Source organism: Mesorhizobium sp. WSM4830 (assembly GCF_055811495.1).
The window spans coordinates 33,805-47,670 of sequence record NZ_JBVVQI010000024.1; the positions used below are offsets into that span (position 1 = coordinate 33,805).

The following is a 13,866-nucleotide window of genomic DNA, read 5'->3' on the forward strand; positions in this document are numbered from 1 at the left end:
GTCAGCGCCGTCTCTCGTAGAGGAAGGCGTCGGCGATCTATGTGAGACGACCCCTCTGGCCGCTTCGCGGCCATCTCCCCCTCGAGGGGGGAGATTACGCGCTCAGCCGCCTCCGCCTCCACCACCCCGCTTGATGAAATGACCGAGCAGATCCATCGGCAGCGGGAACACGACCGTCGACGAGCGTTCGCCGGCGATGTCATGCAGGGCCTCGAAATAGCGCAGCTGCATGGCTTGCGGCTCCTCGGCCAGCATCTTGCCGGCCTCGACGAGTTTTGCCGCCGCCTGCTGTTCGCCGTCGGCGTTGATCACCTTGGCGCGCCGCAGCCGTTCAGCCTCTGCCTGCTTGGCGATGGCACGGATCATGTTCTCGTTGAGGTCGACATGCTTGATCTCGACATTGGAGACCTTGATGCCCCAGGCATCGGTGCGCTGGTCGAGAATCTCCTGGACATCGCTGTTGAGCTTGTCTCGCTCGGCCAGCATTTCATCGAGCTCATGCTTGCCGAGCACCGAGCGCAGCGTGGTCTGTGCCAGCTGGTTCGTGGCGGTCATGAAGTCTTCGACCTGGATCACCGCCCGCTCGGCGTCGACGATACGAAAATACAGCACCGCGTTGACCTTCACCGAGACGTTGTCGCGCGAGATCACGTCCTGCGGCGGCACGTCCTGGACCACCACTCGCAGGTCGACCTTCACCATCTGCTGCACGAAGGGGATGAGGATGATAAGGCCGGGGCCCTTGACCCCGGTGAAGCGGCCGAGCGTGAAGACCACGCCGCGCTGATATTCCCGCAGGATGCGAATGGCCGCGGACAGGAACATGACCACGACGAGCGCTGCTGCCAGATAGGCCACATAACCGATGATCATTGCCTTGCTCCATCGCTTCTCACATTGCGGCGCCGTATCGTCAGCACCAGACCCCTGACATCGGCCACCTCGACGCTGTCGCCCACAGCAAGCGGTTCGTCGGCTTTTGCCCGCCAGCGCTCGCCCCGGGCGAGCACGTGGCCCTCGCTGCCCTGCCAGTCGAGGACCTCCGCCGGCAGCCCCTGCATGGCCTGTGCGCCAACACGCGGAACGTTCTTGCGGGCCGCCCACAGATAGCTGCCGGTCAACAGCGCCAGGCCGAGCGTCAGGACGGCGGCGGTGCCGATAACGGCCCACGACATCTCGAAGCCGGGCCCCTCGATCCTGAGCAGCATGGCTGCGCCCAGCAGAAACGCAGCCACGCCTCCCAGCCCAAGAACCACAGTCGGGTTCAAGGCTTCGACGACCAGGAAGATGATGCCAAGCAGCATCAAGGCAAGGCCGGCATAGCTGATCGGCAGGAGATTGAGCGCATAGAGCCCGAGCAGAAGGCAAATCGTGCCGATCACGCCAGGCGCGACCGCGCCCGGGCTCGTGAATTCGAAGACGAGGCCATAGACGCCGACCAGCATCAGGATGACGGCGATGTTCGGGTCCGTGATGACGGCGAGAAGCCGGATGAGCCAGCCTGGCTCGAGCGTTTCGACCGGCAGCTCTTTCGTCGCCAATGCCTCTTTTTTGCCGGCGATCTCGACGGTCCGGCCATCGGCCAGTAGAAGCAGTTCGGTGGTGTCGCGGGCAACGAAGTCGATGACATGCTCCTGCAGCGCCGCGCCGGCCGACAGGCTGGCCGCCTCGCGCACGGCCTTTTCTCCCCATTCGGCATTGCGCCCGCGCAATTCAGCCAGGCTGCGGATCAGGGCAACGGCGTCGTTCGTCGCCTTGGCGATCATCACATCGCCCGCGGCTGCGTTCTTCTTGTCCTTGTCCGCCTCGGGGCCATCGTTCTTGCCGCCGTCGGGAAACGATGGCAGCGGGCCGCCCATCTCGATCGGCGTTGCCGCGCCCAGATTGGTGCCGGGCGCCATCGCCGCTAGATGGGTGGCGTACAGGATATAGGTTCCGGCGCTCGCCGCGTGCCCGCCGGCGGGCGCGACATAGCCGATGACGGGAACCGGCGAGGCGAGAATGCCGGCGATCATCTCGCGCATGCTGGTGACCAGCCCGCCGGGCGTGTCCATCTGCAGGATGAGAGCCTGGGCGTTTCGATCCGCGGCCACCGCCAGCGCTTCCTCGAGCTGCCTGGCACTCGCCGGACCGATGGCGCCGTCTATCTCGACGCGCAATACAATTTTCTCCCGGCCGTTCGCCTCTCCGGTTGCGGAAGAGGGACAAACGGCCGCAACAGCCACGAAAGCCGCGGCAAGCAGGACCGCACGCGCGAGTTTCACGCTCAAAGCTCCACATCTAGGAATATGGGCTGGATTTTGCCGAAATCCATGACGCTTCGCGGTGGGTGACGCAGCGCACGGTGCTGCTGGGCGTAGGCCTGTTCAGCGGCGGCTACGGCACCGAGAAGTTCCGCCAATCAGGCACGTTCCGCGGATGAGGTCGGCGGCCATACCTGACGGCGGCGGACCCGCCGCTAAGTCCAGTCGATTTCCCCGTGATCGGTTCTTGTCGTTATCGCCCCAGCCGGCAGCCGATCACAAAACGCGACGACGTTCAGGCAGTCATAGCGCGCGCTGGGCACGATCAGACCGTCATAATCGAGGAAATATGCGGCCTCGCCGATGTCTTGCGACCTCGGATATTCGGCGTGCTTTTCCTGATGCGAAAGCTGCCCGTAGCGCGAGGTGTCGAGGCCAAGGGTCTGCAAGGCGGCCAGGTCGAGCAGTCTGAGCGTCCGGTCCAAAGCAAGATCGATCTCGAAGAGATTGTATCTGACACGCGAAGGGACCACTGGCTGCCCCCGCGTCAGGTGGTATCTCATCTCGCTCAGGGCACCTTCGCGCTCTTGCGAGGTGTAGAGCACATCGAATGTTCCGTCGTCCCAACGGCCACCGGAGTTCGAGCACTGGATCGGGCTGCGGCCCTGGCGCACCACACGCCAAACCGTTCCGGCGTATTCGACAGGAACTATCGCCTCGATAGTGTCGATGAGCCGGCTATCGCGTCGTTTCCGCCCGGCGATCGCCAACTAGAGAAAGACCTCGTTCTCAAGTCGATCGATGACTTTGAGCACGTCGAGAGCACGGTCGTCGTGAATGAGATCTATCGCCCTTTCACCGTTCAATTGCGGGTGTCGAGCGTAAAGCCAGGTGCGGATATCGCTTGGCTCGTAGAATTCCTGAAGTCGGCCGACGATATAGTGCAGGTCCGATAGAATGAGCTCGCTGCGCGGCTGGGGCTTGATGTCGCCGGCCTTCCACCTCGAAACGGTGGCCTTGGACACGTCGGTGATGTTTGCAATATCGGTTCCCTTGAGACCGCCAAACGTGCCCAATTCGTCCAGGAATCTGGGAACCGCCCGCAATGCCGTAGCCATGTTTTCTCTCCGGCTTCCAAGCCAGTTTCGCCCATGCGTATCAGCCTGACACTTTGACTGCATCGGCGCATTTCAGTTTCACAAATGGAAAATATGAAACAGAGATGCTAATGTCAATTGCCGCTTCGGTTCGAGGGGCATCCAGTGCCTAGTTGCTCAGGCCTGAAGCAGCGTCAGCTCGTCGGCAGTCAGATGGCGTGCCTTGCGCTTGGCAAAATTGCCGAGCTGCAAGGAGCCGATGGCGATCCGGACCAGGCGCAGCACCTCGACATCACTGGTAATGCCACGGGACAATTTGTTCTGTATGGTCCTTGATGCCACGTGGCTGACGATGGTTCGATGGCTTGGGAGGGGAAGATCATGCGAAGCGGATTGGCGAAATTCATCGTGGCGGGTTGCGTCGCCGCTCAGACCGCGCTGCAACCGGCGCAGCCGGCATCTGCCGCGCCGTGCGGCTGGACCGCGAAACTGGAGGAAGACGAGGGCGGCAAAGTTCTGATGGCGTCGGTCTGCGGCGGATCGAATGGCGGCGCCCAGCTGACGCTGGCCTGTTTCGGCAAGCCGACGCTGAGCTATGATCTGGGCGACACCGGTCCGCAACTGGAGCCCGGCAGCGCTTCGTTCACGTTCAAGGCCGGGGGCAAGACGGTGACCAAGACGCTTCAACTCGAAGAGATGTACAACAACTTCACCGTGGAATTGGGCAGCGCCGACCCGATGCTGGCCCTGCTGCGTTCTAAGGGCGAGGTCACGGTCGTCTCGGGCAAATATGGAGAGAACAGCTTTCCGCTTGTTGGCTCATCCGCCGCCATCGGCAAGGTGCTGGCCCAGTGCGGCAAAGCCAAGGCTCCTTCCGACAATGAAGATTGATGAACCCCTCACATTTCGATTTGTATTACGCGAGACGTTGGTCGCGAATATAGAGCGTGATCCTGCGGACCTCGATCCCTGGACAGGGCTTGTCGAATTGGAGGCCGAGGAAAGCAGCCTGGAAACCGCGATTCGAGGACGCTCGAAAACGTCTGCTCGAAGCGAAGGAGCGAGGCGCTCCGATCGACAATGTCGACCATCGCCTGGCATTTATTTGGACAACGCCATCGCCCTCTGAAGGTAGTCAAGTAAAGGAACGGCCATGAAATGTTTGGTGTGGTCGATTTTTGCCATCCTATTTTCCACATGGGCGCACGCCCATGTTCCGCCGACAGGCCCGGCTTACGCGAAGGAATTTTTCGCCAAGTTCGATGAACTTCTGCGGCAGCGCCAGATTGAAGGTAAATTGCCAAGTCTTGAAGATCCAACGGACCGGGATCTACTGCGCAAGATTTGGGACGGCGAGGCTCTGATAGGTTCGCCGCCATACGATGCGAGCGATCTGGAAACACTGTCTTTCGTAATGGACAGAAGTGGATCGCTGCTCATACTTTATGGCCAAGCTAGTCCGCTGCTTCTGCAGGATGAAGCTACGCAGTCATTCGTGCTTGTGATCCGGGCTGCAGCTGCTTCCCAGCCAGCTTTCAATGATTTCCTAGCGCACCAAGCTAACGCTGCCGAAATGTTGCGCGCCAACGGAGCCAAAGCTCGAGGAGGCGTGGAGAAAATGTTTCGTGGCGCCTCCATTTTTCTGGCTGATCCGGTCCTGAAGGAAAGGAACAAGATAGTTCTTATTGAATCGCTAAGAGCAGGTGGTCCCTATCTAGCGGAGAGCGTCTCTCCAGGCCATCGCCAGGCCCTGATCGATTTGTTTGTTCCGTCAGTTGGCCAGCTTGCCGTGCCTGCCCAAGAATCGCTCAAAATCTTCATCCAGAAAATCAAAGCCGCCGGCTGCAATCTGTTGTGTGCTGACGGAATGTAATACCGACAGAGATTGATATCGGTTCGAACCGAGTGTGAGCGATCTTGTCCGGGAACGTCCGCCAGGAGTCGAACGCAACCCCTGTCCGTCCGGCATTGCTTGCTTGCATCACTTGGGCTTGACTGGCTGGCTGACTATCGAGTCGCCGCCTGGTCGCTCAGGCCTGAAGCAGCGCCCGCTCTTCGGCGGTCAGATGGCGGGCCTTGCCTTTGGCAAGCTCGCCGAGCTGCAATGGGCCGATCGCGATCCGCACCAGGCGCAGCACCTCGATATCGTGGGCGCCGAGCAGCCGGCGAATATGGCGGTTGCGGCCCTCGTCGAGCACGATTTCCAGCCAGGCGGTGCTGGTGCCGCCGCGCAGCAGCCCGATTGAGCGGGCCGTCAGCAAGTCGCCATCGACTGTCGCGCCGGCGCGCAGCCGCGCCAGCATGGCCTCGTCGGGCAGGGCGCCGATCTGCACATGATAGGTCTTGGCGACATGCGAGGCGGGATCGAGCAGGCGCTGCGCGAAACGCGTGTCGTTGGTCATCAACAGCAGGCCTTCGCTGGCCTTGTCGAGGCGGCCGACCGGCGAGACGAAGGGCAGGTCGAGGCCTGCCAGGCAAGCATAGACGGTGCCGCGGTCCTGCGGGTCGTCGCGAGTGGTGACCAGCCCGCGCGGCTTGTTGAGCATCAGATAGACCTTGCGCTCGGCGGCGACGCGGCGGCCGTCGACCTCGATACGGTCGCACCCTGGATCGACGCGCATCGAGCCGTTGCGGACGATCTTGCCGGCGACCCGCACCCGGCCCTCGGCAACCAGAAGCTCGGCCTGCTTGCGCGAGCACAGGCCAAGCTTCGACAGCGCGCGGCAGAGGCTGACGCCGGGAGCCTGGGTCCCGGGGGTAGGGCGCTGCCGGGCAATGTTCGGTCGCGGCGACATGGCGTTGCCTGTGGATTCTTGTATACGAGCATCCCACTATAGCCGGCCGCCGGCTATGTCCACGGAAGGGAACTGCATGTCTTTTGCATCGTGCGCAGCGGCTGCGAGGACTTGCATGAAAACAGCCGTTCGCCTTTGCCTGCTGCTTGCCTTCCTGCCGACATCACCGGCGCATGCCGGCTGGCAGGCGGTCGAGAAGGTCGAGACCTATGCCATCTCAGGGCAATCCGGGCCGGAGCTCTACGCCTCGATCGGTGGGCGCGGGCCGCTGCTCGGCGAGCGCCGCGTCATCGCGCATACCAATTTCAAGCTGACCTGGGTGAGGGACTACCAGCCGCAAGGCGATGCCTGCGTGCTGGTGTCGGCGCGGCCGAAGCTGATCATCACCTACACCTTGCCGAAGCCGGCCGCGCGGCTGCCGGGCGCAATCCAGAAGAACTGGGAGGTTTTCGCAGCCGGCCTCGCCGCCCACGAGAAGGTGCACGGCGCCAGCATCGTCGACATGGTGCACAAGATCGAGGCGGCCACTATCGGCCTGACCGTCGCCGATGATCGCGCCTGCAGCAAGATCAGGACCGAAGTGACGAAACGGCTCGCCGGAATTTCGCAGGCACAACGGCAGGCCAGCCGGGAGTTCGACCGGGTCGAATTCGGCCCGGGCGGCAAGTTGCGGCAGCTTGTGTTTACGCTGATGACCGGGGGATAGTCGAAGCGGGGCAAGGTTGGCGGGACAGCACCCCCTCTGTCCGGCAGGACAGAGGGGGCGGCGCAGCGCATCGACGTCTGCAGGCTGACCTCACGCCTGCTCGGTCGGATAGAGGGTCAGGATGTTGACGTTGACCCGTGGCGGCTGCGTCACTGCATAAAGGATGGCGGCGGCGATGTCCTCGCTTTCCAGCTGCTCCATGTCGCCCAGCCTTTCCTCGACCGCCTGGCGCACATCGGCGCGCATATTCTGGGTGAACTCGGTCTTGACGGCGCCAGGCTCGATGCAGGTGACGCGGATGCCGTCCTTGCCGATCTCGCGGCGCAGCGATTCCGCCATCGCGCTCACCGCGTGCTTAGTGCCGGAATAGACCACCGAAGGGTGGATATAACGGCCGGTGCCGGACGAGACGACGACGATGTGGCCGGCGCCTTGCCGCTGCATCGACGGCAGCGCCGCATGGATCGGATAAAGCAGGCCGAGAATGTTGACGTCGACCATCCGGCGGTATTCTTCCGGCGTCGTGTTGCGGAACGGCGCGGCGACGCCGACGCCGGCAACCGCAAGCAGCATGTCGAGCCGGCCGTACTCCTGCTGGACCCGTTCGACCATCGCCGTGGCTTGCGTTTCGTCGGTGACGTCGACGGCAATCGGCAGTGCCGCGCTGCCGGTCTCACGGATCCGCCTCGCCAGATCGTCCAGGCGCTCAGCGCGCCGCGCGGCAATCGCCAGCGTGGCGCCCTCGGCCGCCAGCGCCAAGGCAGTGGCCTCGCCGATGCCTGAGGAGGCGCCCGTCACCAAGGCGATCTTGCCGCTCAGTTTTCCTGTCCGCATCTTTTTCTCTCCTGACGCTTTGAACGCGCCGTGAAGCTAGGGCGCAGGCTTTCGGGCAACAATGCTGATCGAAAACCGAATCCACTCTTGGGGTTCGTGGGCTCAATACGCGGCAGTGCCCGCTCCCCGCAGAGTACCGCAAGGCATGCGGGACAGTGCCCTCCGGCAAGCCCATGTGTGCGCAATTTCCTTTGAGCTAACGAGCGGGCCTTGACGTGACTGGAGCTGTTGCGTCTTGATATGGGGGCTGCGGGGTTTCGCATGAAAACAGCTGATCGACTATGTCTGCGGGTGGCTTGTTTGCATGCGACGCGCTTGCGTGCACTCTCGCGACCGAGCGCAAGATGAAGGTCCTCGTCGTCTATTGCCATCCCTGCACCGACAGCTTCAATGGTGCCGTGCGCGATACGGTGCTGGAGACGCTTGCCGAAAGCGGCCATCAGGTCCACCTGCTCGACCTCTATGCGACCGGCTTCGATCCAGTCATGCGCACGCAGGAATGGCGCGGTTACCACGACAAGGCGGCGAACCTGCAATCGGTGCACGAACATGCGCAGGAGCTGCTCTGGGCGGAGGCGGTCGTCTTCATCTATCCGACCTGGTGGTATGGCCTGCCGGCGATGCTGAAAGGCTGGCTGGAGCGTGTGCTGGTGCCGGGCTTCGCTTTCGAGATGCCGACCGCTCGACGCGGTCCGCGGCCCAAATTGCGGCACATACGCCGGGTGATGGCAATGACCACATGCGGCGCCACGCCGCTGATGTCGTGGATCATGGGACAGCCCGGCCGGCGGACCCTGCTGCGCGGCTTCCGCTCCGTCTGCCATCCGCTGTGCCGGACCAACTTCCTGGCGCTCTACCGGATGGATAGCGTCTCGGCGGCCGGACGCCAGGCGCATCTGAGGCGGGTCAGGAAAGCCGTGGCAAGCCTGGGCCAGGCTGATGCCGTGGCTTCCGATGCGGTGCCTGGCTGATTTGGCTCGAGCGGCCGCCGGAACCGGCAATCGCTTTGGACAGGCGATAGCTTCGCCGAAGTCGGCGCCGCCCCTCATCGCCCTGCCGGGCACTTCTCCCCGTGAACGGCAGCGCTATCGCATATGGCGGCCCCCTCATCCGGCCGCTGCGCGGCCACCTTCTCCCCGCCGGGGAGAAGAGCCTGGCATCAACGCAGGCGACCTCCTCTCCCCTCGGGGAGAGGTCGGATTGCCTCGAATTGCCCTTCGCAATTCGGTTGGCAATCCGGGTGAGGGGGCACTTGCCGACGTTCGATTGCCCTGCGGTGAACGGGCAGAGGCGCGTTGACTCTATTCCCCATTTCTGGAAATCTGGAAGTATGGATAAGACACTCGCCCTTTCGGCGCTTGCCGCGCTCGGCCAGGAAACCCGGCTCGACGTTTTTCGCCTGCTGGTGCGGGCTGGAGCCGACGGCGTGCCGGCGGGCGAGATCGCCTCGCGGCTCGCCGCGTTCCCGAATACGATGTCGGCTCATCTCAAGATCCTGTCACATGCCGGCCTAGTGCGGACCGAACGCGAGGGCCGCAGCGTGCGCTATTTCGCCGATATGACCGGCTTTCGCGATCTGCTGGCCTACCTCATGGAGGACTGCTGCAACGGCGCGCCGGAACTTTGCCAGCCTGTCATCCAGGCGGTGACCTGCAACTGCTAAGGGGAGGAGGTTCGTCTTGGTCAATCTTTCCCGCCGTCTTGTTGCCGAGGCCCTCGGCACGGCTCTGCTGGTCGCCACCGTTGTCGGTTCCGGCATCATGGCTGACAGCCTGAGCAACGATGTCGCCGTCTCCCTGCTCGGCAACACCTTGCCGACCGGGGCGATCCTGGTCGTGCTCATCACCATATTCGGGCCGATCTCCGGAGCGCACTTCAACCCGGCGGTGACGCTGGTATTTGCGCTTCGACGTGAGATCGAAACGAAGGCAGCGCTGGCTTACGTCGCCGCCCAGATTGCTGGCGGCATCGCCGGAACATTCCTGGCGCATGCAATGTTCGAACTGCCGATCCTGCAAGTGTCGGCGACGGTGCGGACCGGAAGCGGGCAATGGATTGCGGAGCTGGTTGCCGCCTTCGGGCTGGTCTTCACCATCCTCGCCGGCCTGCGCTCCCGTCCGGATTCGATCCCCTGGCTGGTCGGGCTTTATGTCACCGCCGCCTACTGGTTCACCGCATCGACATCCTTCGCCAATCCGGCCGTCGCCATCGCCCGAGCGTTCTCCAACACTTTTGCCGGCATCCGCCCCGCCGATCTGCCGGGCTTCATCGCCGCCGAACTTTTGGGCGCGTTGCTCGCCATGGGCTTGGCAGGGTGGCTGCTCGCCGAACCGAAACCAGCCGGACAGATGAAAGCTGCGCAATGACCATCACCATCTACCACAACCCCGATTGCGGCACCTCCCGCAACACGCTGGCCATGATCAGGCAGTCCGGCGAGGAGCCTGAGGTGATCGAATATCTGAAAAACCCGCCGTCGCGCGAAAAGCTCGTCGAACTGATCGCAGCGATGGGCATGACGCCGCGCCAATTGCTGCGCGAAAAGGGCACTGCCGAACTTGGCCTGGCCGACCCGAAGTGGAGCGACGACCAGATCCTCGATTTCATGCTGGCGCATCCGATCCTGATCAACCGGCCGATCGTGGTGACGCCGCTCGGCACCATGCTTGCCCGACCCTCCGAAGCCGTGCTCGACATCCTGCCCAATCCGGATATCGGCCCCTTCACCAAAGAGGACGGCGAGGTTGTCATCGACGCCAGCGGCAAGCGCGTCGTCTAGATATCGTCCTATTTCGATCTTTGTCGAAATTCTCTTGACGTGCAGCGATTCTGGAAATAGCTTATTTCCATGAAACTCGAAAAAGCAGCCTCGCAACTCGAAGCCCTCGGCAGCCCGACGCGGTTGCAGCTCTATCGGACGCTGGTGCGGGCGGGCGATGAGGGGCTGCCGGTCGGGCGCATCCAGGACAGATTGGGCATCGCTGCCTCGACGCTGTCGCATCACCTCAAGCGGCTGGTCGACACCGGCCTGGTGACACAGGAGCGCCAGGCGACCACGCTGATCTGCCGGGCCAACTATCCCGCCATGAACGGGCTCATCGGATACCTCGCAGACGAATGCTGCGCCGACGCCACCTGTGCGCCGGCATCGGCGGAAGCGGCCGCCAAAACGGCGGCGTGATTTTTTTGGCACTATAATTCGAAATTACCGGAAGGATGGAAAACATGGAGGTGATCGAAAAACTCCCCGTTGCGGTGATCGGCGCCGGGCCGGTCGGCCTGGCGGCAGCGGTCCACCTCATCGCGCAAGGCATTCCTGTCAAAGTCTACGAAGCCGGCAATGCGGTTGCATCCAATCTCAGGGATTGGGGCCATGTCCGTGTGTTCACGCCCTGGCGCTATTGCGTCGATCAGGCGGCCAGAAACCTGCTCGAGGCGCATGGCTGGCGGATGCCTGAGCCCGAGGCATTCCCAACTGCGGACGACCTCGTCGCGGATTATCTCGAGCCGCTTGCAAGGCTTCCGCAATTGTCGCCGTCGATCGAAACCGGCGCTCGGGTCGTCGGCATCTCGCGCTGGGGCGCCGACAAGGTGCTGAGCAAGGGACGCGAAAACCGGCCGTTCATGCTGGCGGTCGAGACTGCCGATGGTACAAGACGCGACAGCGCCCGTGCCGTCATCGATGCTTCGGGAACCTGGCAAATGCCGAACCCGCTCGGCGCCGGCGGAATTCCTGCAGAAGGCGAAGCCGAGTTTGCCGACCGCATCGCCTACGGCCTACCCGATATTCTCGGCCGCGATCGCAGCCTTTATGCCGGGAAGACGACGCTGGTCGCCGGCTCCGGCCATTCGGCAGCCAATGCGGTGCTGGATCTCGCCAGCCTGGCAAACCTAGAACCCGGCACTGACTTCATCTGGACAACGCGCGGCACCGACCTGGTGCGCATTTATGGCGGCGGCGATGCCGACCAATTGCCGGCACGCGGCGAACTCGGCGCCGACGTGCGCGAACTCGCCGAGAGCGGCGGCGTCAGGCTGGTGACGGGCTTTGCGGCTGTCTCGATCCGCGATGCCGACGGCCGGATGGTCGTCGAAGGCCAAACCAGGGACGGCTTGCAGGCGCTTGGCCCGGTCGACCGCATCATCGCGGCGACCGGACAGCGCCCGGATCTGTCGCTGACCCGCGAGCTCCGGCTCGAGCTCGATCCGTGGTTGGAAAGCGTCAAGGCACTGGGGCCGTTGATCGATCCCAACGAGCATTCCTGCGGCGACGTGCCGCCGCACGGCCATCGCGAGCTCAGCCATCCCGAGCACGGGTTCTATACGGTCGGCATCAAGAGCTATGGCCGCGCACCGACCTTCCTGCTGCTGACCGGATATGAGCAGGTCCGCTCGGTCGCGGCGGCGATCGCCGGCGACATGGTTGCGGCCGACAATGTCCAACTCGTGCTGCCCGAGACCGGCGTCTGCACCGTGCCGCGGATCGGCGTGGCCGACAAGGGGTGCTGCGGCGGTCCGGCGCCGGTAGCGGTTGATGCCTGCTGTGTCGGCGACGCCGAGGCGAAGGCGGTCGGCAAAGGCGGCTGTGGCTGCAGCGTCGCGGCATGAGCCTTTCGCCGCCTTCGCCGGCCATCTTGCGCAGCCGCGGCGCGATCATCACCGCGCTTGGCCTGACGCAGATCATGGCGTGGGGATCCTCCTACTATCTTCCCGCGGTCATCGCGCCGGCGGTCTCCTCCGATACCGGCTGGCCGCTGGCATGGGTTGTCGGCGGCCTGTCTCTCGGCTTGCTCGTGGCGGGACTGATCTCTCCGCGCGTCGGGTCTTCGATCGAGCGGCATGGCGGCCGCAACGTCCTGGCCTTCAGCGCCGGATGCATCGGGGTCGGCCAGGTCGGGCTGGCCGTCGCCCCCAACCTTGCGGCGTATATCGCTGCCTGGCTGGTCATCGGCCTGGGCATGGGGGCGGGGCTCTACGATGCCGCGTTTGCAACGCTTGGCCGCCACTACGGCCATGGCGCGCGCTCCGCCATCACCGCGCTGACGCTGTTCGGCGGATTGGCCAGCACGATCTGCTGGCCGATCTCGGCCTTGCTGCTACAGGAGGTCGGCTGGCGCGGCACCTGCCTGGTCTACGCGGCTGTTCAGTTGGTGATTGCGCTTCCGCTCTATCTGGTGATCCTGCCCCGCGAGGCACCGAAACCGGCAATCAAACCGGGATTGAACCAGGTGACGCCGATCCTCGAAAACAATATCGATCCGTCGATCGTGATCGTGTTAGCCGCGACACTTACGCTTGCGGCGGTGATCTCCTCGACGCTGTCGGTGCATCTGCTCACAATCCTGCAAGGCAGCGGCATGGCGCTTGCCGCAGCCGTCGGGCTCGGCGCGCTGGTCGGCCCGTCCCAGGTGGCGGCGCGTGCGATCGAGATGACCATCGCACGCTACCACCATCCGATCCTGACCAAGTTCGCCTCGGTTACCTTCGTCGCGATCGGCGTTTCGGCGCTCTGGGCCGGTATGCCGATCATCCCGCTGGCGCTCGGCTTCTATGGCGCGGGCATCGGCCTGGAATCCATCGCGCGGGGACGTTGCCGCTCGCGCTGTTCGGCTCGAACGGCTACGCGAAGCTGATGGGCCGCCTCGCCATGCCGAGCCTGATTGCCCAGGCGGCGGCACCCTCGGCCGGCGCATTGCTGCTGGAGCGCTTCGGCGCGCACGGGACGTTGGCCGCGCTTTCCGGCCTTGCGCTGGCCAACGTCATCCTCGCATGCGGCTTGGGCTGGAAGATCCTTCGCCGCCAGCAATCGCAGGTTCAAACCCGATAGGATTTGGCCGGCCTTCGGCCAGCCCGCGTTCAGTTCGATCTGTCTTCAATTGGAGTTTGGGAGATCTTCCAAGGGATCGACAAGGAAGGACGCGGCAATCAGATCGTCCGCGTCGAGGCGCAGTGAGCCTTCGGCGCCGCCCATGATGGCGGCAACCTTTTGAAACGTCTTGATCTCGTGCTCGGTAATCTGGGCTGTTTGCATTCTGGATTTGAGGTCAGCAACGCGCAGCCCCAAACTGTGGGATATTCCGATCTTTCGGTTCGACATGGTAAGATGCTCCTCCCCGGCCCATGTTTGTTTGCCACCCGCCCTTATTCGCATTTCCTCCGCCTGCCTAAATATCAGGCATCGCGAATACAGC

The 13,866-nt window shown here is 63.5% G+C and carries 17 protein-coding genes and 1 pseudogene; 10 read left to right on the forward strand and 8 right to left on the reverse strand.

What is annotated here, in order from left to right:
- Positions 1-102 precede the first annotated feature (102 nt).
- From AC0L2Y_RS25375 to AC0L2Y_RS25395, 5 genes are all read right to left on the reverse strand, one after another.
- Entirely contained in the window at positions 103-873 is a 771-nt protein-coding gene (locus AC0L2Y_RS25375) for a slipin family protein (RefSeq protein ID WP_473560306.1), read from the reverse strand.
- On the reverse strand, positions 870-2,264 hold the full coding sequence (locus AC0L2Y_RS25380; protein WP_473560307.1) for an NfeD family protein: 1,395 nt from the start codon (positions 2,262-2,264) through the stop codon (positions 870-872). Before AC0L2Y_RS25380 ends, AC0L2Y_RS25375 begins: the two co-directional genes overlap by 4 nt.
- Positions 2,265-2,458: 194 nt before the next feature.
- Positions 2,459-3,013: an RES family NAD+ phosphorylase gene (locus tag AC0L2Y_RS25385; RefSeq protein ID WP_473560309.1), complete on the reverse strand. Its 555-nt coding sequence runs from the start codon at positions 3,011-3,013 to the stop codon at positions 2,459-2,461.
- Positions 3,014-3,361, reverse strand: coding sequence for an antitoxin Xre/MbcA/ParS toxin-binding domain-containing protein (locus tag AC0L2Y_RS25390; RefSeq protein ID WP_254819704.1), 348 nt, complete (start codon positions 3,359-3,361; stop codon positions 3,014-3,016).
- Between the two features lie 156 nt (positions 3,362-3,517).
- Positions 3,518-3,655 (reverse strand): hypothetical protein, encoded by a 138-nt coding sequence (locus AC0L2Y_RS25395; protein ID WP_473560310.1) that lies wholly within the window; start codon positions 3,653-3,655, stop codon positions 3,518-3,520.
- Between the two features lie 78 nt (positions 3,656-3,733).
- Between AC0L2Y_RS25395 and AC0L2Y_RS25400 the strand changes: the two genes are divergently transcribed.
- Positions 3,734-4,231 (forward strand): hypothetical protein, encoded by a 498-nt coding sequence (locus AC0L2Y_RS25400; RefSeq protein WP_473560311.1) that lies wholly within the window; start codon positions 3,734-3,736, stop codon positions 4,229-4,231.
- A gap of 262 nt (positions 4,232-4,493) precedes the next feature.
- Positions 4,494-5,213, forward strand: coding sequence for a hypothetical protein (locus tag AC0L2Y_RS25405; RefSeq protein WP_473560312.1), 720 nt, complete (start codon positions 4,494-4,496; stop codon positions 5,211-5,213).
- A gap of 157 nt (positions 5,214-5,370) precedes the next feature.
- Here AC0L2Y_RS25405 and AC0L2Y_RS25410 read toward each other — a convergent pair whose 3' ends face one another.
- Positions 5,371-6,135: a pseudouridine synthase gene (locus AC0L2Y_RS25410; protein ID WP_473560313.1), complete on the reverse strand. Its 765-nt coding sequence runs from the start codon at positions 6,133-6,135 to the stop codon at positions 5,371-5,373.
- Between the two features lie 115 nt (positions 6,136-6,250).
- Between AC0L2Y_RS25410 and AC0L2Y_RS25415 the strand changes: the two genes are divergently transcribed.
- On the forward strand, positions 6,251-6,841 hold the full coding sequence (locus AC0L2Y_RS25415) for a DUF922 domain-containing Zn-dependent protease (RefSeq protein WP_473560315.1): 591 nt from the start codon (positions 6,251-6,253) through the stop codon (positions 6,839-6,841).
- 90 nt (positions 6,842-6,931) lie between these two features.
- Here the strand turns inward: AC0L2Y_RS25415 and AC0L2Y_RS25420 are convergent, their stop codons facing one another.
- On the reverse strand, positions 6,932-7,675 hold the full coding sequence (locus AC0L2Y_RS25420; protein WP_473560317.1) for an SDR family oxidoreductase: 744 nt from the start codon (positions 7,673-7,675) through the stop codon (positions 6,932-6,934).
- A gap of 344 nt (positions 7,676-8,019) precedes the next feature.
- Here AC0L2Y_RS25420 and AC0L2Y_RS25425 point away from each other — a divergent pair, with 344 nt between their 5' ends.
- From AC0L2Y_RS25425 to AC0L2Y_RS25455, 7 genes and pseudogenes are all read left to right on the forward strand, one after another.
- On the forward strand, positions 8,020-8,646 hold the full coding sequence (locus AC0L2Y_RS25425) for an NAD(P)H-dependent oxidoreductase (RefSeq protein ID WP_473560318.1): 627 nt from the start codon (positions 8,020-8,022) through the stop codon (positions 8,644-8,646).
- 359 nt (positions 8,647-9,005) lie between these two features.
- Positions 9,006-9,338, forward strand: a complete 333-nt coding sequence (locus AC0L2Y_RS25430; RefSeq protein ID WP_352640967.1) for an ArsR/SmtB family transcription factor — start codon at positions 9,006-9,008, stop codon at positions 9,336-9,338.
- Positions 9,339-9,354: 16 nt separating this feature from the next.
- A complete protein-coding gene (locus tag AC0L2Y_RS25435) occupies positions 9,355-10,041 on the forward strand; it encodes an aquaporin (protein WP_473560320.1) in 687 nt (228 codons plus the stop codon).
- Positions 10,038-10,454, forward strand: a complete 417-nt coding sequence (arsC, locus tag AC0L2Y_RS25440; protein ID WP_473560321.1) for an arsenate reductase (glutaredoxin) — start codon at positions 10,038-10,040, stop codon at positions 10,452-10,454. Before AC0L2Y_RS25435 ends, arsC begins: the two co-directional genes overlap by 4 nt.
- 69 nt (positions 10,455-10,523) lie before the next feature.
- The gene (locus tag AC0L2Y_RS25445) at positions 10,524-10,856 is read left to right on the forward strand and encodes an ArsR/SmtB family transcription factor (protein ID WP_352490030.1); all 333 of its coding nucleotides are present in this window, start codon (positions 10,524-10,526) and stop codon (positions 10,854-10,856) included.
- A gap of 44 nt (positions 10,857-10,900) precedes the next feature.
- Positions 10,901-12,283 (forward strand): FAD-dependent oxidoreductase, encoded by a 1,383-nt coding sequence (locus AC0L2Y_RS25450; protein ID WP_473560323.1) that lies wholly within the window; start codon positions 10,901-10,903, stop codon positions 12,281-12,283.
- Positions 12,280-13,502 (forward strand): annotated as a pseudogene (locus AC0L2Y_RS25455) (MFS transporter). Before AC0L2Y_RS25450 ends, AC0L2Y_RS25455 begins: the two are co-directional and overlap by 4 nt.
- A 45-nt stretch (positions 13,503-13,547) precedes the next feature.
- Here AC0L2Y_RS25455 and AC0L2Y_RS25460 read toward each other — a convergent pair.
- Positions 13,548-13,772 (reverse strand): hypothetical protein, encoded by a 225-nt coding sequence (locus tag AC0L2Y_RS25460; RefSeq protein WP_473560406.1) that lies wholly within the window; start codon positions 13,770-13,772, stop codon positions 13,548-13,550.
- Positions 13,773-13,866: the final 94 nt, after the last annotated feature.